The following is a 20,606-nucleotide window of genomic DNA, read 5'->3' as shown; positions in this document are numbered from 1 at the left end:
ACATAAGGATAGCTGGCTTGACAATGGGGATGTCCCGTTGCTTACCGGCTCTCACCGGCTAAGTTCACCGGACAAATCTCACCACCCGACCCGGGGCTGGTCTTCAAATCCTGAAGGCTGGCTCCGGGTTTTTTCGTTGGGGGAAGAGTTTACTGGTGGGAGCGCCGTTAAGATTACGTTAAACAGAACACGGGCTGTTTTCCTGGCGTTAGGGGTAATTAATTGTTTGTCAGTGGCTTACGTTGATTGGGGTGGCGTTAAAACTTTCCCAACGGCGTAACTTCAGCGTTGACAGAGCGTCTATTTACCCGAAGGTTCCAAGGTGGCTGCGCTACTTTTGAGGGCTTTTTCAAACTATCCCATTCGTATGCGTTTACGCACCTCCTTTTTTGCTGCCCTCGTTGCTTGCCTATTTCTCAGCACCAGCGTCAGCGCCCAAAAGATCGCTACCATTGATATGGAGCGTATTCTGACCAGCATCACGGAATACCAGGATGCCCAGGAGCAACTCGACCAACTGGCCGCCAAGTGGAACCAGGAGATCAATCAGCAGTACGATGACATCAAGGGGATGTACAATAAGTACCAGGCCGAGCAGGTGTTGCTGACCGAAGACCAGCGCACCGCGCGCGAAGAAGAGATCGTCAACAAAGAAAAGGCCGTACGCGAACTCCAACGCCGCCGCTTCGGTGCCGATGGCTTACTGTTCGAGCGCCGCCAGGAACTGGTGAAGCCCATCCAGGACGCCGTTTACGAAGCCGTTGAAAATTACTCCCGCGCCCGCGGTTACGACTTCATCCTCGACCGGGCTTCCATGCCGGGTATCATCTTCGGCAGCGATGCGTACGATAAGACGGATGACATCCTGCGGGCCCTCCAAAAATAATAATCCCAATCAACCCCAATACGGGCCGGCGCCACCAGACTTTCACCGATCGGTAGCCGGTTCGACCTCAAACTACTCAACTAAACAGAATATGAAAAAGTACATTCAACTCGCTCTGATGGCCGTCATGGTCTTCGCCGCCACCGCTTCCGTTTCCGCTCAGAAGATCGGCTACGTGAACGTCGCCGAGATCCTCGCCAGCCTGCCCCAGATGAAGGCCGCCGAATCCAACCTCGAAGGCCTGCAGAAGCAGCTCCAGAAGAAGGGCCAGCAGATGGTCGCTTCCTACCAGGAAGAAGTGCAGAAGGTACAGGCCCTCGCCGCCCAGGGTGGCCTCTCCCCCAAGCAGGAGGAGGAAGAAGGCGCTAAATTCCAGGCCCGCCAGGAAGAGATCGCCAAGTTCGAGCAGCAGATGATGGAGGACCTCCAGAAAAAACGCGCCGAACTCCTCGAGCCGATCTACAAGGAAGTCAACGAAGTGATCGAAGCCGTCGCTAAAGAAAAAGGCTACGACTACATCCTCGACCAGCAGACCCTCCTCTACGGCATCGAAGCCGCTAACGTGAGCAAGGACGTGAAGGCACGCCTCGGCGTTTCTGGTAACTAAGCTTATCAGCACTAGTTTTCCAAACGGGCTGCAACATCACTGAATGCTGCAGCCCGTTTTACGTTAAGTGATTTGTACTTTTCGCTACGTTCACACCTATCACATCTCCCCTCTCCTTCGGACCACGCAGTAGCCGCGTAGCGAATGGGGCCGGGGGAGAGGAATCACGGGGGCAACAGTTATATAGTGAGCATAAAGCAAAGCTTGAGACTAACCCTATCTTCACCCCGTGGAACCAGCACCCCAGAACGGCCCCATCGGCATTTTTGATTCCGGCATCGGTGGCCTCTCCGTCGCCGCCGCGATTGCGGAGATTCTCCCCGATGAACGCTTATTGTACGTGGCGGATAACGCCCGCGCACCCTACGGCCCGCAATCCGCAAAGTCCATCCTGGCTTACAGCCGCGAGATCACCCGGCACCTAATTGGTCAGGGAGCAAAGCTGATCGTCGTAGCCTGCAATACGGCGACGAGCATTGCCATTGACCAACTGCGACGCGACTTTCCGGAAATGCCCTTCGTTGGACTGGAGCCAGCGGTAAAGCCCGCCGCTTCCGGCGAGACTATTGGCGTCCTCGCTACCCGGGCCACCCTCGCCAGCCCGCGCTACCTGGTGCTGAAGGAGAAGTACCTCGGTGGCAAAACGGTGCGGGAAGACCCCTGCGTCGGCCTCGTGCCCATCATCGAAGCGGAAGCGACGGGGAGCCCCCGCCTTCGGGAAAAACTGAATTCTATCCTGCATCCGCTCGTCAATGATGGCGTGGACACCCTCGTCCTGGGCTGCACTCATTACCCCATGGTAAAGGCGGATATCCAGGCCGTGGCCGGCCACGGCGTGCGGGTGATCGACCCCTCCCCGGCGGCGGCCCGCCAGGTGAAGCGCCGCCTGGAAGAAGCCGGAATCTTAGCAGAACCGGGGGCGCAAAGGATTGCACACGACTTCCTGGCGACGGGCGATGGCCGCGCCTTGCAACGCACGCTGCTGGGGTTGCCCGCACTCAACCGCCACCGCCGCCTCCTCGTTCCGAACGTACAATTAAGCTGAAATGACCCAATTCGACATCCTGCTGGCCACCCGCAAGAACCTGATCAAAATCTGTAAGGACCTGACGGACGAGCAACTCAACCGCATCCCGCCGGGCTTCAACAACAACATCATCTGGAACCTCGGCCACGTCATCGCCACCATGGAAGGCCTGACCTACGGCCTCAGCGGTTTGCCGAGTCCTTCCGGTAAGGAATTTATCCAGCGCTACCGCAAGGGGACCAAGCCGGAGGTGTCCGTCGGCAAAGAAGAGATCGAGGAGATCTTCAGCAGCCTCATCACGAGCGTCCGCCGTCTGCGGGAGGATTGGGACGGCCTCGACTTCAGCAATTTTCGGGAGTACCCCACGAGCTACGGCATTACGCTGCGGGATGTTGAGGATGCGCTCACCTTCAATTCCGTGCACGAAGCCATGCACTTGGGTACCGTGATTGCGCTCAACAAGCTGGTTTAATTCCCTGGTTGAGGCCCCGCTTACCTGTCGGGCGGCATACTTTTCTTACGGCGGGAAAAAAGCTTATCTTCGCACCAATTATCACGATGACCATAGCTTTACGCCCGCAAATGTGCGGCGGCCGGTAGCGGATCTCCGGCGTAAGATTTGAGCGTTCCGAACGTTCAGGCCTGCCTTTCGGCAATTACTCCCCCTCTCCAAGGCTGTGTTCCCTCCGTCACGCGTTTCCCGTGGCGGCGCCCCAAACCGCGTATCGACGTACGTGCCGATCTGGTATTCCTTTCTATTAGGGATGCCGATTTGGCGCTGCCGCAGGTGCCGGGTAAAGGGTGGATAAGGCCGGCCTACGGGCTGGCGGACCAAACGTAAATATTTAACTAAGTCACATTCATATTATGGGTAATAAGACCCCAATGACGGTGAGCTTCGACCTGCCGAACGGCCGGGAAGTCACCATCGAAACCGGTAAGTTGGCCACGCAGGCCAATGGTTCCGTTGTCGTAAAGTGCGGCAAAACCATGCTTTTCTGTTCCGTTGTTTCCGGGACGAGCGTGCGCGAAGGCCAGTCCTTCTTCCCTCTCAGCGTGGATTACCAGGAGAAGTTTGCCGCCGCCGGCCGCATCCCCGGTAACTTCTTCCGCCGCGAAACCCGCCTGAACGATTACGAGATCCTGATCTCGCGGATCGTCGACCGTGCCATCCGCCCCCTCTTCCCGAAGGGCTACATGTTCGATACGCAGGTGATCATCAACCTCATCAGCCTCGACCCCGAGGTGATGCCCGATGCCCTGGCCGGCCTCGCCGCTTCCGCCGCCCTCGTCACCTCGAACATCCCCTTCGCCGGGCCGATCTCCGAGTGCCGCGTGGCTCGCATCGACGGTGAGTACGTCGTTAACCCCGACCGTTCCGCACTGAAGGACGCCGACCTCGACCTTATCGTTGCCGCCGACGCGGATAACATCATGATGGTAGAAGGTGAAGGCAAGGAAGTGGACGAAGCGTCCATTATCGAAGCGCTCAAAGTAGGCCACGAAGCCATCAAGGCCCAGTGTAAGGCACAGCTCGAACTCCGCGAAATGGTGGGCGACAAAGCCACTACCCGCGAAGTGGATATCCACCAGGTATCCGAAGAGATCATCAACTACGTGGAAGGAAAGGTGAAAGCCGCAATCCAGGAAGTTGCCCGTGGTGCCCTCAACAAGGCCCAGCGTAAGGATGCCTTCAAGCAAGTGAAGGCGGACTACAAGGAAGCCGTCCTCGAAGAAAAAGGAGAAGAGTGGGTCGCCGAAAACAAGGCTGACCTCAGCGCTGCTTACGACAAGATCCAGAAGAAGACCATCCGTGACCTGATGCTCAACGAAAGCGTCCGCCTCGACGGCCGTAAGTTCGACCAGGTCCGTGATATCTGGACGGAGATCGACTACCTGCCCTCCGCTCACGGTTCGGCCATCTTCAACCGTGGTGAGACCCAGTCCCTGACCAGCCTCACCCTCGGTACGAAGACCGACCAGCAGATGGTGGACATCGCGTACGAAAACAGCTACGCGGACTTCATCCTCCACTACAACTTCCCCGCTTACTCCGTAGGTGAGACCAAGCCAATGCGCGGCCCCGGCCGCCGGGAAGTTGGCCACGCCAACCTCGCCCACCGCTCCATCCGCCAGGTACTGCCCGACGAGATGACGCACACGATCCGCTTGGTATCCGACATCATGGAGTCCAACGGTTCCTCTTCAATGGCAACTGTTTGTGCCGGCTCCATGGCCCTCATGGATGGTGGCGTGAAACTCAAGCGCCCCGTTGCCGGTATCGCGATGGGTATGGTCGCTGAAGGTGGCAAGATTGCCATCCTCTCCGACATCCTCGGCGACGAGGACGCCCTCGGTGATATGGACTTCAAACTGACCGGTACCGAAAAGGGTATCACGGCCTGCCAGATGGACATCAAGATCGACGGCCTCCCCTACGAGCAACTCCAGCAGGCGTTGGACCAGGCCCGCGAAGGCCGCCTCCACATCCTCGGTGAAATGGCCAAGACCATCGCTGAGCCCGCTGCCGACCTGAAGGCCCACGCCCCACGGATCGTCAAGCTCGTCATCGAGAAGTCTTACATCGGTGCCGTAATCGGACCTGGTGGTAAGATCATCCAGGAGCTCCAGGAAATGACCGGTACCAACATCAACATCGAAGAGATCGATGGTAAGGGCCACGTTTCCATTGCCTCCAGCGATAAGGACAGCATCGACGACGCCGTTGCCCGGATCAAGAAGATCACCTTTACTCCCGAAGTGGGTGGTGTCTACACCGGTACCGTCAAGACCATTATGCCCTACGGTGTATTCGTAGGCTTCGAGGGTGGAAAGGACGGCCTGCTGCACGTCTCCGAAATGAGCCACAGCCGCATCGATAACGTTGAGGATGCCTTCAGCGAAGGCGACGAGGTGACCTTTAAGATCGTCGATATCGACGAGCGCACCGGTAAACTCCGCCTCAGCCGCAAGGCCATCATGCCCCGCGCCGACGGAACCATCCCCACGGATGAGGAACTCGCCGCCGAGCGCCAGGCCGCCAAGGACCGCCCCCGCCGCGACCGTGGTGACCGTGGAGACCGCCGTGGTGGTGGACGCCGCGGAGACCGCCGCGATCGCCGTGACTAATCCGTCACCCAGATGCATTCGGGTGTTTACCTCCGAATCCAACACAAAAGCGCCGTCCTCCCAGCAATGGGAGGGCGGCGTTTTTATATTTGGTGCAACCCTGGATTGACTGGCTCGTCCTTCAAGCCAAACACACCAATAAGAACTATGAGAATTCTATACACGCTCCTCCTCGTTACCCTATTCACCACCGCCAGCACCCAGGCTCAGAACTGGGGGTGGAACAAAACCATTCGCGGAAACGGCGAGGTAACTGAAGACAAACGCGACCTCGAAGATTTTGATGGCATCAAGGCCTGCTGCAGCATGAATGTGGAAATCACTCAGGGGAACGAATTTTCCGTCCTCATCAAGGCGGAAAGCAATCTGATGGAATACATCGAAACCAAGGTGCTCGGAACGACGCTTGACATTGGTTTCAGGGATAAGGTGCAGGTCCGCCAGAAGGAAAATATTGAGGTATACATCACCATGCCGGAACTGACCAAGGTAGACGCCTCAAGTAGCGCTGACATTTACACCAAAGGCAGTTTCCGGGGAGAGACGCTGCGCCTGGAAAGCAGCAGTGGATCCAAAGTACGCGTCATGTTCTCCGGTGAAGCAGCACGGATAGACGCCAGTAGTGGCGGCGAAGTCATTGTCAAAGGAACCATCAATCGCCTCCGTGCCGAAGCTAGTTCCGGCGCAAATGTTGACGCCACCGAAGCCACTGCACAGGAAGTCGATGCAGACGTCAGCTCCGGCGCCGACATTGAGATCCACGTCACCGAAAAGTTGCGGGCCGACGCAAGCTCTGGTGGAAGCATCCGGTATTCCGGGACTCCTGCTCAGGTCAATTCTGACGCCAGCTCCGGCGGGAAGGTGCGCAAGCAGTAAAATGGTAGACGCTGGAACCTAGATTTTAGACGCTAGATGTCCTAAACCAAATACGTTGACACCAATGCATCGAAATGTCAACAAAAAATCGGAAGATCCGTCCCACCAAGCGCTACGGCGAGTGCTTCAAACGAGCCCGCGTCAAAGATTTTGAGGAGGGCACCTTTAGTGTCAAGCAAATGGTCCAGCTTTACGGCGTATCTTATCAAACGATCTACAACTGGATCGCTAAATACAGTAGCATGGCCAAGAAGAATGCCGTTATCGTCGAAGTCCCCAATAGTCAAACTGCTAAGCTTGCAGAACTGCAACGTCAGCTCGCCGAACAGCAAGCCCTCCTCGGTCGGATGGCCATTCAACTTGACCACAAAACGAGAATGCTGGCCATTTACGAAGAGGAGATGCCGGAGTTCAAAAAAAAAGCTGCTTCCACACTGCGCTCAGCCGACTCTTCGAGCAAAAAGAAGAGCCAATGACGAAGCAAACGATCTATTTAGCCTTGGGCGTTAGTCGACAAGCTCACGCTGCTTTTTGGAAGCGCCGAGCTAAGTACGAGGATGCCATGAACGGAGCTGAGTCTCAGTTAAAACTGTTGCGCAGAGAACACCCCGGCCTGGGCCTACAGAAAGCCTGGAGTATGCTACGGCCGCGGCATATCTCGCGCAACGCATTCTGCCGTGAGATGACCCGGCGTGGCTATGCCCTAGTCCGTAAACGCAACTACGTGCGGGTAACCCGATCGGGGTCCTATCGCTATCCTAATTTAATTAAAGAACTGATTATCAATGGGGTTAACCAAGTATGGCAGAGCGATACGACGTACTATCGCATCAACAATAGCTTTTACTACATCACCTTCATCATTGACGTTTATAGCCGTCAGATCGTAGGTGTCCATACGAGCAAACACCTACTGGCAACGGCAAACATCGCTGCCTTGGAAAGCGCTTTTCGCCAGTGTGGTCAGTCAGATCTACAGGGTCTCATCTTCCACAGCGATGGTGGTTCGCAGTATCGTAGTCGTCAGTTCGTCGAACGACTGCGTAGCAGAGGCATCTCAAGTAGTATGTGCGACGTAGCGCTGGACAATGCTTACGCTGAACGCCTCAACGGTGTGATCAAACAAGAGTACCTCGACCACTGGCAACCCAAAGACTTTGACCAGCTAAAGCGCCTGGTAAACAGAGCCGTGAAGCACTATAATACCAAACGGATCCACGGAAGGTTGCCGTTGCGAAGCAGTCCCAAAGCCTTTGTGGCCGGCTGGCGATCGGATCAGCCAGGCTACCGCTATGCGCTCTTGATCAAGGACGGCCAGGGGGTGAATGAAGACCTGTGCCCAACCGTCGTGAAGTATTTACCCACGCCCGGCAAGTATGCCCGTGAGGGGCGTGGGCAAATACTCCCCGCCGGTGTCAAGTACCTAACTGAGGAAAAATTTAAAAACCGTCGTGCGTAATGGCGCGACTTCATTATTAATCTGTCAACGCTATTTGGTTAGGCACAAGATTGTATAAAATCCAACTTCTAGCGTCTAAAATCTAATAAGGATCTACGTCCAACACCACCCTCACCCCCGTCAGCTTCGGTGCTACGTTCAGGTGAGCGATGGCCTTGCGCAAAATACCCTTCACCCGCTTCACCTCGCTGGGGATGGGTTGGACACGGACGACCATGTCCTGTAAGTAATAGGTCCGCAACCGCGCGACGCTGGGTTCGAAGGGGGCCGTGATCATTCCGCCTAGCACCGGCGCCAGCCAGGAATGTAACAACTTGGCGGCTTCCTCGGTCCTGCCCCGTTGTGGGTGGCGGAGTTGCAGGTGCATCATTTTTACGTAGGGTGGGAAGGCCGCTTCCCGGCGGTTGGTCTGTTCCCGATCGATGAATTCCTTCCACTCTCCCCCGACCACGTTTTTCAGGATGACGTGCTGCAGATCCATTGCCTGGATAATGACCTTCCCGCGCCGGTGGCGACGGCCCGCTCGTCCGGCAACCTGGGTCATGAGGTGATAGGCTCGTTCATCGGCCCGGAAGTCCGGGTAATGCAGGATCTGATCGGCGTTGATGATGCCCACCAGGCCGACCCGCTCAAAGTCCAGGCCTTTCGTGACCATTTGGGTGCCTACGAGGATGTCCAGTTCCCCGGCTTCGAAGCGGCCGATGAGTTTACCGAGGGCTTCCTTACCACGGGTAGTATCGAGGTCCATGCGGGCGATTCGTGCCTCCGGGAGGAAGATCTTGAGCTCATCCTCTATCTTTTCGGTGCCGGTACCGCTGAGCTTCATGCCCACGCTATTGCAGGCCGGGCAGGAATCTGGTTTGGAGCGGGAGTAGCCACAGCAGTGGCAACGTAATTGGTCCCGGTACCGGTGGTAAGTCAGGCTCACGTCGCAGTTGACGCACTGTACCGTGAGGTCGCAGGTCGGGCAGAAGTAAGTGGGGGCGAAACCCCGACGGTTCTGGAACAAAATCACTTGTTCCCCACGCGCCAGCGTCGCTTTGATCTCAGTGAGCAGGGTAGGGGTGAAGAACGGGTGAGCTACTCCCTTCTCGTTGGTCTCCCGGGCGTTGGCGACCAACATTTTGGGGAGTTGGATGCCTCCAAACCGCTCCGGCATACTCACCAGCCGGTACTTCCCCCGGGTGGTATTCTCCCAGCTTTCGAGGCTGGGCGTAGCCGTTCCGAGAATGGTTTTGGCGCCGTGCAGGTGAGCCAGGAAGACTGCAACGTCCCGGCCATTATAGCGCGGGTTGGGCTCCTGCTGCTTGAAACTGGGGTCGTGCTCCTCGTCCACTACCACCAAGCCAAGATCTTTAAAGGGCAGGAAGACCGCCGACCGGGCGCCGATGATGGATTTCTCCCCCCGCAGTACCGCCTGCCAGATCTCCACGCGTTCCATGCTGCTGAGGCGGCTGTGGTAGACGACGACTTTATCCCCCAACACCTGTTGGATGCGTTTGACGATCTGACTCGTCAGGGCAATTTCCGGTAAGAGGTAGAGCATTTGCTGCCCCCGGTCCAGCGTTTCCTTAATCAGTTCCACGTACACCCTGGTCTTCCCGCTGCCGGTAACGCCGTGGAGGAGTACGGGCTTATTCGCGGCGTGCGCATCCCGAATCTCACTCAGGGCGGAAGTTTGCTGGGGGCTTAAGGGGTGATTCCCATCCTGAATCGATTCGGCGGCGGAGATGCGGCTGATCTCCTGTTCGTAGAGTTCGAAGACGCCCTTTTTGACCATTTGATTGATCACGGAAGATGAATTTCCCGTCCGCTTGGTGAGGTCCGCCCGCCGGACGAAGGGGATGGTGCGGAAGAGTTGGACGTACTCCAGCAATACTTCCGTTTGCTTTTCGGAGCGGGAAACGAGTTCGAAGGCATCGTTCCAGGTTTCTTCCGGAGTGAATTGTTCGGTTAGGCGGACACAGGCGATCTTTTTGGCCTTATAGCGCTCCACCAGGTTCTCTTGTAATAGAATTACCCGCCGATCGATCAGCCGCCGGATGACGGGGAGAATCACCTTGCGCTGGAGGATGTCCTGAATGTTTTTCAGGGAGAGCTCCTGCTGGATGGTCAGGGCTTCCACGATCATGTATTCCTCGTCGTCCAGTTCGGTAGCGTCTTCGCTGAAGAGCGGCCCGAGGGTGACGATGGTTTCACTCGTCAGTTTCAGGTGGCTTGGTAGGCCGGCCGTCATCACTTCGCCGATGTTGCAGACGTAATAGTCCGCCATCCACCGCCAGAGTTGGAGTTGCTTTTCGGTGACGGAGGGCTCCACGTCGATGACGCTGAGAATCTCCTTTACCTGGTGGTCCGGCCGCTGCGCGTGGAGCCGATCAATAATCCCGGTATAGTGCTTGTTCTTACCGAACTGTACCTCAACGCGGAGACCACGCTTCACCCCACCCACCAATTCTTCGGGTACGGCGAAGGAATAGGTATCCTTCACCGCAAGTGGTACGATCACCTCCGCGTACACCGTGCCGGCTTGGCTGAGGTCGTCTGGCGTAGTTGGAGGAGCAGGCAAATTGAAAGTATTTGTTGTAAAAGTACGTTGAGCCAGGGCAGATAGTTGAACCACTAGCCCGTCATTTTCTGGTGCCGCACCGTTTTCTTCCTGGCAATGGCGGTCGCTTTGGCCGGTCGCTTTATACCTTCACGCCATGAGTACAAGCCGGCAAGCCCCCCAACTATCCGCCATCGTTGCGACGGACCGAAAAGGTACCATCGGCAAAGATGGGGACATCCCCTGGTACTTACCGGCCGATCTCAAGTTTTTCAAATCCGTTACGCTGGGCCACCCCGTTATCATGGGGCGGAAGACCTTCCGCAGCATCGGCCGGCCGCTTCCGAAGCGCACGAACGTCGTCCTTACTCGCGATGCTTTCTTTACCGCAACGGGGGTAGTGATCGCCCACAGTCTGGCGGAGGCCCTGAACCATTCTTCCGTGCTGGAGTCCGACCAGTCCTTCATTATCGGTGGGGGGGAGTTGTACAAGCAGAGCCTGGACCTCGTGTCAACGGTTTACCTCACCATCGTGGATGCGGAGATCGAAGACGGGGATGCCTTTTTTCCCAAGCTCGACCCTGCGGATTGGAAGGAAGTGTGGAGTGAGGCCCACCGCCCTCACGGTAAGAATGAACTGGCCTACCGGTTTAGCCGGTGGGAACGGCGGTAGGCTCATGCTCAATGTTCGTTCATTAGGGTAATCCGTTCATTCAAGCTCGCTCATCCGCTAGTACACCGTAGACGACGGCCTCTTCGTTGAGGGTGAGCAGAGGTTGCGCGTCCAGATTGTCAAAGGTCTTGGTGAGTAGCGTACAGCCGATGGCGCAATCGGTGCAACGGGTGGGTTCGCAGTATTGCTTCTTCAGGTGGAGGAGTGCCTGGCTTTCCCCGGCGTTTTTGGCTTCGAAGCCCAACTGTTTCCACTTGCGGATAATCTTATTGTTCTCCGCCGGTAGTTGCTCCAGAAGGCCAACGGCGCGTTCCAAGTACCGCTCATCGAGCCGGTGATGACTGTAAGAAACGAGGGCGGGCGCGACCGTATTGAGGAGAATGGAGTTGATCATGTCCACCCCTAAGCGTCGTTTGCCAGCTTTGCCAGTCTTGCCGAACCGATAGTGAGTGCGCCAATAGTTGGAGAGTTCTACCTCGTACATGTTGGATAGCTCTTTCGCATTAGCGGCCGCCAGGGTTTTGCCGAAAAGCTGGCCGGTGCGGAATACCATCGTCGCGAGTTGAGCAATCCTGATCGTCGGAAAGTTATTGGGCCGCAACCGTAGGTATCTCCAGGCTGTCGCAGGGACAGGCCGTAGAGAATGCTTGGTCCGCAGCAACTGGTATTCCCGCCGCAACAGGGTCACGTATGCGTCTTCCTCTTCACCTGGTTCAGGAAGTAATCCGGACTGACCAAAAAACAGAGCTTCCAGTTGGATAAGGCTATGCTTATGCTTCAGCAGAATTCTTAAGGGAAGGGACCGGGCGAGCATCTCCATGGCGTCCGCGTTCACCCGGCCACCCAAACTCCGGGCCAGGGATTGGTAGAAGGTATCCTCCCAGTCTCGCCCGTTGGCAGCGAGGCGTTCGGTGATGCGCTGACTCTTTTCGGCAAGGCGTTCGTTGAGGAGCGTACCCAGCCACTGCGTTTTTACGGGGTCGCTGACCAAGTGAAGCTGGTGCTGGCAAGGGACCCAGTACTCGTTGTGCTGGAGCCGCCAATAAGACTTGTAGAGGTTTGGGGGGATGCGACCGTGTAATTCCAGGCAGGGGATCCGCTGCCCGTTGCGGCGGTAAACCGGTCGGTCTTCCTCAAATACAACGTGGAGAATGACGTTGTCGTAGGCCGGATCCGAATCGTGGCCGTGCTCGTACCACTGGCTGGCGTTGACGTGCATTTCAATGTGGCCAGCCCACTGGACGCCATCGATCCTCACCTGGCCGGCACTAAAGTCCGGGCCAGCATCGTGGTTGTGGGTGCCAAAATGTTGAATACTCAGGGGGGCTCCGGTCGTCGTTTGTAAGTCCCGCAAATTGAAGCGGGCCTGGCGCCAGAGGAAATGGATAAAATCTTCGCGCATGTGCATGGTAGATGCTTTGCAGCGCGGCTCTAAACTTTTCAAACAGTTTTCCTAGGCCAAAGGTAATTCGGAGTGATTAATTAAACAAATAGTTTTACTTTTAAGAAGGTGGTTTGTTTTGTAGGTTTAATTGGTGTTGCCCACCAGGTCCGCATTATTCAGGGGAGGGCCCGAACATATAGAGCAATTTTTGTTAGTCTTGCGTAGCCGTAGCCGACCGAAGCAATATGAGGTTCGGGCCGCGTGCCGCATTGCTGTTGTCTGAAGCACACCATCATCTATTCTTTTCGCTGAGCCTTAACCGAATCACCACGCATGAATTATTTTGAAGAAAGCCTGAACCTCCACCGCTCCCTCAAGGGGAAAATCCGCGTCTCCGCTAAAATGGATGTGCGGAGTAAGGACGATCTCTCCCTCGTTTATAGCCCCGGCGTAGCCGCACCCTGCCGCGCCATCGCCGCTAATCCGGACGACGTTTACAAGTACACCATCAAGAGTAATACGGTAGCCATCGTCACGGATGGTTCGGCCGTGCTCGGGCTTGGTGATATTGGCCCGGCGGCCTCCATCCCGGTTATGGAGGGAAAGGCGATGCTCTTCAAGCGCTTCGCTAACATCGATGCTTTCCCCATCTGTTTAGATACCCAGGATACCGACAAGATCGTCGAGACCGTCCGGCTCATCGCTCCCGTTTTTGGTGGGGTTAATCTGGAGGATATTTCCGCGCCCCGCAGCTTCGAGATTGAGCGCCGGCTGCAGGATCTGGGCATCCCCGTTTTCCACGACGATCAGCACGGTACCGCCATCGTTACCCTAGCGGGGCTGCTTAACGGCTGCAAACTGGTCAACAAGAAAATGGAGGACCTCAAGGTCGTCATCAACGGTGCCGGTGCTGCGGGAATCGCGATTGCCCGCCTGCTCAAGGCCGTCGATAATCCGGATTCCGCTTACGCTACGCCGGTGAAAAACATCGTGGTTTGCGATAGCAAGGGCATCATCCACCGCAAGCGGGATAACCTTAATTACGCCAAGATTGAGCTCCTGGAATTCACGAACGAGAACGATGAAGAAGGTACGCTGAAGGATGCCCTTGTTGGCGCGGATGTCTTCATCGGCGTCTCCATCGCTGATCTGTTGGACCGCAACGACATCGCTACGATGGCCCGCGACAGCATCATTTTCGCGATGGCCAACCCCACGCCGGAAATCATGCCCGAAGAAGCCAAGGCGGGTGGCGCTGCCATCGTCGGTACTGGCCGGAGTGATCTTCCGAATCAGATCAATAACGTCCTTGGTTTCCCCGGCATCTTCCGTGGGGCCCTCGACGCCCGTGCGCCGCGCATCACGCCCAATATGAAACTGGCCGCCGCCCACGCCATCGCAGAACACATCCGTAACCCGACCGTCGACGGCGTCATCCCTCCCACACTTGACGAGCAGGTGGCCTGGCGGGTGGCCGATGAGGTGCGCCGCGTGGCCATCGAAGAGTTCGGCCAGCGGGGGTAGACCAATTAGATCAAACGGGCGCTGCCGCAGGTGCCCAGCAATAGGTGGTAAACAGGACGACACCTGAATAAATGGAACGAACCCCATTTTCACACCCTCTCTATGTGCATTTTGACCGGCCCCAGCATCCTGGGAAGGAACTATCTACTGACTACCCCAACCGTTCCCCTATCTTAACGGACTTAATTTTCAACGCCATGCGTCACCTCATTTTCCTCATCACCTTTCTCTTCAGTTCGCTACTTATGGCCCAGGATTACTCACAGGACTACCGGGAAATCGAAAAGCTAGCCAACGAAGGGAAGTACCGCTCCGCCCTCCAAAGGGCCGACGATCTGTACGGGAAAGCCGCCAGCGCGGGAGATGAGGACGACATCGTCAAAGCCCTCATGCACCGGGCAGCCTATACACTGGAGCTCGAGGAAGAGGGCGCCGAAGCAACACTAAAGCTCCTCCTCAGTGAATTGGCGGCCAACCGCAACCGGCCCGTCGTCAGCCCGATCCTTAATTACCTGATCGGTAAGGGATACTACGCCTACGCCCAACAGCAATCCTACCGCCTCCGGAACGCAACGGCTACGACGGACGATACCCCACACACCATCGATACGCCACTCGAGGACTGGAACCTCCGCCAGCTAGCGGACGCGGCCGATCGGTACCTATACGCCGCCATCCGGGAAGCGGGAGCGCAGCGGACGCGCCTTTCCGCCCTGCCGGCCATCGTTCGCAATCCCAATAATGACCCGCAGGACGCTACCTTATTTGACGCCCTGACGGAAGATATTGGCAACCTCCTCAACAATCCGTTGCTCGTTGTCAACAACACCGCACCCGCGGCAGCGCCCGCCTGGTTAGCCGCACCCGAAGATTTCGTGGCCTTGGATTTCAGTGATCTGGACGAGCAGACCGGCCCGGCCCGCCGCCTGAAATTGCACCAGGAGCAGCTTCGTTACCACCTGAAAAGTGGTGGAGAAGGCTTACTGCGTGCGGATTACCGCCGCCTCGTGTACGTCCGCCAGCTCGGTGCCAAGGCGGAAGACTACCTCTCAGCAATCGACCGCAGTTACGCTCGGTACGCCGGCGTTCGGGGCCGAGATCTATTCCTGTTGCTGAAGGCCAACCTGTACGTTAACCAGCCACCCGCGGAGCTAAAGCTACCGCTCGTCAAAGCGCTGGAAGTGCTTGAATTAATTAAGGACCAGGACGCAGAAATACAGAACGACGTGCAGCGCCTCCGGGCCAACATTACTGCGCAGTCGCTTTCGACGACTGCCCAGAAGGTGTACCGAGAGGGCCGCAACATCTTGCTGGAACACGGCTACCGCAACGTGACGGCCGTGCATCACCGGCTGTACCGGCTGCCGGAGAGCCGCTACGTAAACTTCTCCGCCAATAGCTTTGATGATAAGGTACTGAAGAAGTTACTCCGCGGCACGCCGGTCGCCGAAAAAACCTTCGATCTGCCGGCCAATGATGACTACCAACCCCACCGGACCGAAACCTGGCTGCCCGAGCAACGTCTCGGTGCCTACGTTCTGCTGACGAGTTATAACGGCCGCTTTAACGACCCCAAATCTCTCGGCGTGACGCCCTTCCAGGTGAGTGGTTTGGCGCTGGTCAAGTTCGACGATGGCGAGGAAGATTATTACGAAGTGCAGGACCTCACTACCGGTGCACCCCGCCCCGGTGTGGAGGTGACCGTGTTCGCCCGGGAAAACCGCCGCAGCGGCGACTGGAAACAGGTACGATCGGTACGGACTGATCAGGAAGGCCGCTTCACCGTTCCAAACGTAAACCGCCAGCAGATCTACATCACCCTGCGGCGGGGCGAGGACGTGCTGATCACGCCAAACCAATACGTGTACGATAATGACCGTCGGAACCGTAACCGAGAAACGAACTTCACCCCGCTATTCACCGACCGGGCCATCTACCGCCCCGGCCAGACCGTCCACGTCTACGGTATCACGATGCTGAAGGACCGCCGCCAAATGCCCAGCTTGCTGACGGGTGAGGAACGAAAGATTCAACTGCGCGATGCCAACTACCAGGAAGTGGAAGTCAAGACGGCCAGTAGTGACGAGTACGGCCGCTTCAACGTTTCCTTCGTGCTGCCGGAAAGCGGCCTGACGGGCGTTTTTCGCCTGGAGACCGATGGGGGAGGGGCGTCATTTCGCGTAGAAGAATACAAGCGCCCCCGCTTCCAGGTAGAGCTCGAGGGCCCGGACTACGTGGTGGGTGGTGAGGCCGCGGAGATCACTGGCCAGGCCAATCTATTCGCCGGCCCCGCGGTAAACGACGCCAAGGTGAACTACCGGGTTTTCGTCGAGCAACGCCGCTGGTACTGGTGGTCGCGCGGCGGCGGCAGTGGGGATCGCGAACTCGTCAGTTTCGGAGAAACAGAAACGGATGAGGATGGTGCTTTTAGCCTGTCCTTCACCCCGGACGAAAATCTCGCCAAACGCCGGATCGGTTACCAGTACATCATTGAAGTAGATGTTGCCGATGCGACCGGTGAGACCCACTCGGCTAGCACAACGACCAGCCTGCGCAGCACTAAACCTTCTGTCGGCCTTTCGGTGGATGGCTCCCTCGAAGTAGGTGATACCCTTACCATCAAGGCCGCGGGTAGTGATGAATCGCTCGCGATCAACTATTCTATCTCGCGAGTATCGAAGCCGGACGCCACGCTCGAAAACAGAAAGTGGGGCTTCCCGGACCGCCCGTTGCTGAGTGCCACGGAGTACCGAAATCTATTCCCTCAACTCCCCGCCGAGGAGCCTGCTGATCTAAAGGATTGGCCGGTAATCAATCGGGTTGTTTCCGCTCGAGCCCTACAAATAACGGAAGGAAAGGGAACTGAAAAGATCAAACTCGACGGCTACGCGCCCGGCCATTACCGCATCGACTGGGCCTACCCGGACGGAACCGCCGGCGAGCCACTCACCTTCACGGTAAGCGATCTTGAGCGAGAGCAGTTACCAGAAGGGATGTTGTACACCATCGAACGCCAATCACCAACGGTACAACCGGGCCAAGCCATCACTTTTAAACTGGTGGCCGCTGAGGCCTTACCTCACATTACTTACAGTTTTCTTAGTCGGCGGGGCGTAACGACCGGTAAGGTAGCAGCCAATAAAACAGCTACCATTTCCTACGTCCCGACGGATGAGGACCGCGGTGGGATTGTACTGGACCTTGCTTTCGTTCACGGTGGTGAACTGCACCAGGATCGCTTTAACCTGGACTTTGGTTGGGAGAATAAGGAACTGAGCGTCGATTACGCCACCTTCCGCGACAAGCTCCGCCCCGGCACGCCGGAAACCTGGACGCTGACGATCCGTAACGCCGATGGGTCTCCCGTAAACGCGGCGGCCCTCGCCTCGATGTACGACATGAGCTTGGACCAGATCACGCCGGCTAATCGCTGGTCACTCAGCCCGTATCCCGGGATTGATCGTTACCGCAATTTTGCCAGTATGGTCCTGCGGGGGAGCCGAAGTAGCTACGTGGATATTCCTTCCGTAAAGACCACGGTGAGCAAAGATGCCGAGCAACCAGAGCTTGATCTCTCGCCCTTCAGTTGGAATTTTTACGGAGGCCTCGTAAGATTGAGGGGGAGCCGGGCGATGGTGCGGGAGTTTCGGAATGAGGCGGGCGCACCCGCCATGGAGGCGGAATCCATGATGTCTGCAGACGTGGTCGAAGAAACGGCCCTGGTGAAAACGGCTGCGGCGCCCGCCCCCGCCACTCCTAACGACAAAGCGGACCAAACGGCGCCTGAGGGTGAAGTATCCCTCCGCAAAAACCTTCAGGAAACCGCCTTCTGGCTTCCAGAGCTCACGACGAATGATGGCGGCGATCTCGTCGTATCGTTCACGAGCCCGGAGGCCCTGACGCGGTGGCGCTTCCGCGTGCTTACCCACGACCAGGAGTTGAACTACGGGTACTCCGAGCGGGAGATTGTCACCCAAAAGGAACTGATGATCCTGCCCAACGTGCCCCGCTTCCTCCGGGAAGGCGATGCGCTGGAACTGACCGCGCGGGTCAACAATCTGACTGAACAGGATATGCGGGTGCGCGCCACCATCGAGTTCTTCAACCCCGAAACGAACGAAGTCATCAACGTGGGCGCTGCCGCAGGTGCCGGGGAATGTATTGAGGAGCAAATAGTAGGGGCCAATAGTGGAAAGACCTTCTGTTTCCCGCTGAACATTCCCGACGGTTTCGCTAGCCGGGGGCCACTCGGCTACCGGGTGATCGCCCGGGCCGGCAGTTTTTCCGACGGCGAAGAAAACGTATTCCCCGTCCTGACCGACCGGACGCTCATTACCGTGAGCCAAGCCTTTTACCTGAAGAAGAATACCGACAAAGAGGTTACCCTGCCGCTCCTGGATGGCTACGATAGCAACACCCTCCAACACGTTGGGTACACGTTCGAAGCAACGACCAACCCTGCCTGGATGGCGCTCAAGGCGTTGCCCTACCTGATGGAGTACCCTTACGATTGTACCGAGCAGGTGGCCAACCGCTACTTCGCTAACCAATTGGCTTTCGTGACGGTGAGTGACAAACCCGTCCTTGAAGAGGTCTTCCGTAAGTGGCAGGCCGATCCGGACGCGTTGAAGAGCGAACTGGAGCGCAATCCAACCCTGAAGAATGCCCTGCTCACGGAAACGCCCTGGGTGCGCGCCGCCCAGTCCGAAGCCGAACAACGGGCCCGAATTGCTAATCTGTTCGACCTGAAAACGCTGGCCGCCAGCCAGACGCAGGCGTTGGATAAGCTGGCCAAGCGGCAGGATAATGGTGGCTACTATAGTTGGTTCCCCGGTGGCCCCGAGAACCGGTACATCACTCAGTACGTCGTGGAAACCCTCGCCCGGATGCGCCAACTCGGCGTCATTACCCCGGACCAGACGGATAAGGTGGACCGTATCCTTAACCAAGCCGTCCGCTTCCTGGACCAAGAATTAGCCAAGGATTACCGTAAGCTGATGGAGCGGGAAGCGGGTAACGATGAGTTTGACCCTGAGGCCTACCGCCCAGGAAGCCTGACCGTTCATTACCTGTACGCCCGCGCCCTTGCCGGTACCGATCCCGTAGAGGGAAAGAACCAGCGGCAGGCTTACGACTTCTACCGCAAGCAGGTCCTCAAAATGTGGACGGACTACGGGTTGTACGAGCAAGCCTTAGTTGCTTCGATGGGAGCCGCTCCGGGAGGTGACGCGCCGGGCAAAGCCGTCGCCCAGACCATTGTTGAATCCTTACGCGAACGGGCCATCCGCAAGGATGAGTTCGGGATGTACTGGAAGTATGGCCGGGGCTACCGTTGGAGCCAACTCCCCCTGGAAACCCACTGCCGAATCCTGGAGGCTTTCCAGTTAGCTGGTGGCACTACCGAGGAGACCGACGAAATGCGCTTGTGGCTGCTGACCAACAAACGGACCAACCGGTGGCCGACCACCAAGAGCACCGCTGCGGCCGTTTACGCCCTGCTTAATTCCGGTTCCGACTGGACGGCCAAGGATGGCCAACCTATCCAGGTGAGCTGGCCCCAGGCGAACCGGCGCCTCCGCATGAAGCAACGGGTGAGGGAAACCCAGGCTTCCGCCGAAGCAGCCACGGGCAGCTTCAAAGTCAGCCTCTCCGGTGATGAGGTGACTCGTGACTTGGCCTCCGTTTCCGTAAAGAATAGCTCCAATGATCTAGTCTGGGGCGGCGTCTACTGGCAGTATACGGAACTCGCTACGAAGGTAGAAGCCAGCAATGACGGGCCACTAACCCTGGAGCGACAGTTATTCCACCGAATCGCTACCGAAGATGGTATCCGCCTTGACCCCATTACGGCGGACCACCCCCTGCAGCCCGGCGACCGGGTGACGGTGCGGTTAATCGTCCGGTCGGACCGCGATATGGATTACGTGCACCTGAAGGATCGCCGCGCTGCCACCTTTGAGCCGGTGCAACAACTCTCCCGCTACGAATACCAAAACGGGCTGGGTTACTACGCCGCGCCGGGTGATTTGGCCACCAACTTCTTCCTCGACAATCTACCGAAGGGCACCCATACGATTGAGTACGATCTGTTTGCCACCTTCTCCGGATCGTTCAGTAATGGATTAGGCCGCATCCAGTGTATGTACGCACCGGAGTTTGGGGCGAATACTAGTGGAGCGATGATCTCCGTCGCATCGGTAGAGGAGTAGTGGTTGGGTAGGTTGTACGAAACTGAGTACAGTCGTTCCTCCGGAGGTTGGAAATACTTCTGGAGGGACGGCAGGTCCTTACCAACAGCAATGGGTATAGCTGATGTGATTTGAGAATTGTTTTGATTGCGACTACCAAGGAAACTGTTTCCTGAGCCAGTCAGGTGAAATAATATAGGGTAGCGGCTTATGTAGTAAGTGGGACGTGTTAGCGTTGTCCATCCTCGAAATTGGCTCGTCCGTCGAAAGCCTACCCGGCAATGTGATCGGCTTGCCGTAATTTGCCC

The 20,606-nt window shown here is 57.1% G+C and carries 13 protein-coding genes; 11 read left to right on the top strand and 2 right to left on the bottom strand.

What is annotated here, in order from left to right:
• Positions 1–367: 367 nt before the first annotated feature.
• From A3850_RS03335 to A3850_RS03300, 8 genes are all read left to right on the top strand, one after another.
• Positions 368–886 carry an OmpH family outer membrane protein gene (locus A3850_RS03335; protein WP_068214187.1) on the top strand — a complete coding sequence of 173 codons (519 nt, stop codon included), beginning with the start codon at positions 368–370 and terminating at the stop codon, positions 884–886.
• Between the two features lie 91 nt (positions 887–977).
• On the top strand, positions 978–1,493 hold the full coding sequence (locus A3850_RS03330) for an OmpH family outer membrane protein (RefSeq protein ID WP_068214185.1): 516 nt from the start codon (positions 978–980) through the stop codon (positions 1,491–1,493).
• A 229-nt stretch (positions 1,494–1,722) separates the two neighbouring features.
• Positions 1,723–2,538 (top strand): glutamate racemase, encoded by an 816-nt coding sequence (murI, locus tag A3850_RS03325; RefSeq protein WP_068214183.1) that lies wholly within the window; start codon positions 1,723–1,725, stop codon positions 2,536–2,538.
• 1 nt (position 2,539) lies between these two features.
• The gene (locus A3850_RS03320) at positions 2,540–2,992 is read left to right on the top strand and encodes a DinB family protein (protein WP_068214181.1); all 453 of its coding nucleotides are present in this window, start codon (positions 2,540–2,542) and stop codon (positions 2,990–2,992) included.
• A 395-nt stretch (positions 2,993–3,387) separates the two neighbouring features.
• Entirely contained in the window at positions 3,388–5,649 is a 2,262-nt protein-coding gene (locus A3850_RS03315) for a polyribonucleotide nucleotidyltransferase (protein WP_068214179.1), read from the top strand.
• Between the two features lie 147 nt (positions 5,650–5,796).
• Positions 5,797–6,525, top strand: coding sequence for a head GIN domain-containing protein (locus A3850_RS03310; RefSeq protein ID WP_068214177.1), 729 nt, complete (start codon positions 5,797–5,799; stop codon positions 6,523–6,525).
• Between the two features lie 74 nt (positions 6,526–6,599).
• Positions 6,600–7,001, top strand: coding sequence for a transposase (locus A3850_RS03305; RefSeq protein ID WP_068214175.1), 402 nt, complete (start codon positions 6,600–6,602; stop codon positions 6,999–7,001).
• On the top strand, positions 6,998–7,984 hold the full coding sequence (locus tag A3850_RS03300) for an IS3 family transposase (protein WP_068214173.1): 987 nt from the start codon (positions 6,998–7,000) through the stop codon (positions 7,982–7,984). Before A3850_RS03305 ends, A3850_RS03300 begins: the two co-directional genes overlap by 4 nt.
• An 82-nt stretch (positions 7,985–8,066) precedes the next feature.
• On the opposite strand, the gene priA is transcribed toward A3850_RS03300, so the two are convergent.
• Complete coding sequence (gene priA, locus A3850_RS03295) at positions 8,067–10,550, bottom strand: primosomal protein N' (protein ID WP_068214171.1); 2,484 nt, start codon at positions 10,548–10,550, stop codon at positions 8,067–8,069.
• A 136-nt stretch (positions 10,551–10,686) separates the two neighbouring features.
• On the opposite strand from priA, the gene A3850_RS03290 reads away from it, so the two are divergent.
• The gene (locus tag A3850_RS03290) at positions 10,687–11,202 is read left to right on the top strand and encodes a dihydrofolate reductase (protein WP_068214169.1); all 516 of its coding nucleotides are present in this window, start codon (positions 10,687–10,689) and stop codon (positions 11,200–11,202) included.
• Between the two features lie 40 nt (positions 11,203–11,242).
• Here A3850_RS03290 and A3850_RS03285 read toward each other — a convergent pair whose 3' ends face one another.
• On the bottom strand, positions 11,243–12,604 hold the full coding sequence (locus A3850_RS03285) for a DUF2851 family protein (protein ID WP_068214167.1): 1,362 nt from the start codon (positions 12,602–12,604) through the stop codon (positions 11,243–11,245).
• Positions 12,605–12,919: 315 nt separating this feature from the next.
• On the opposite strand from A3850_RS03285, the gene A3850_RS03280 reads away from it, so the two are divergent.
• Complete coding sequence (locus tag A3850_RS03280; protein WP_068214165.1) at positions 12,920–14,110, top strand: NADP-dependent malic enzyme; 1,191 nt, start codon at positions 12,920–12,922, stop codon at positions 14,108–14,110.
• Between the two features lie 197 nt (positions 14,111–14,307).
• Positions 14,308–20,319, top strand: a complete 6,012-nt coding sequence (locus tag A3850_RS03275) for an alpha-2-macroglobulin (RefSeq protein ID WP_068214163.1) — start codon at positions 14,308–14,310, stop codon at positions 20,317–20,319.
• The last annotated feature ends 287 nt before the right edge of the window (positions 20,320–20,606 follow it).

The sequence above is a fragment of the Lewinella sp. 4G2 genome, from assembly GCF_001625015.1.
Classification (GTDB): Bacteria; Bacteroidota; Bacteroidia; order Chitinophagales; family Saprospiraceae; genus Neolewinella.
Note: the sequence above shows the minus strand (reverse complement) of the source record. Positions and strands in the feature narration are given on the sequence as shown.